General features: G+C 64.7%; 1 protein-coding gene. It reads right to left on the reverse strand.

The window, feature by feature from the left end; all coding sequences use genetic code 11:
- The coding region (locus tag ACLEJU_RS28765) for an AMP-binding enzyme (protein WP_440776792.1) at positions 1–340 on the reverse strand (340 nt) is incomplete at both ends.

The following is a 340-nucleotide window of genomic DNA, read 5'->3' on the forward strand; positions in this document are numbered from 1 at the left end:
AGGGTGACATAGACATAGATGCCTTGCCCTTTGATGTCGTGCGGCACGCCGACCACTGCGGCCTCCGCCACCTTGGCGTGGGCGACCATGGCGCTTTCGATCTCGGCGGTGCCCATGCGGTGGCCGGAGACGTTGAGCACGTCGTCCACGCGGCCGGTGATCCAGTAGTAGCCATCCTCGTCACGACGGGCGCCGTCGCCGGTGAAGTACATGCCACGGAAGGTCTTGAAGTAGGTGTCGACGAAACGGTCGTGGTCGCCGTACAGCGAACGCGACTGGCCCGGCCAGGAGTCGAGGATCACCAGGTTGCCCTCGGCAGCCCCTTCGATCAGGTTGCCCA

The organism is Pseudomonas sp. SMN11 (assembly GCF_052041945.1).
Classification (GTDB): domain Bacteria; phylum Pseudomonadota; class Gammaproteobacteria; order Pseudomonadales; family Pseudomonadaceae; genus Aquipseudomonas.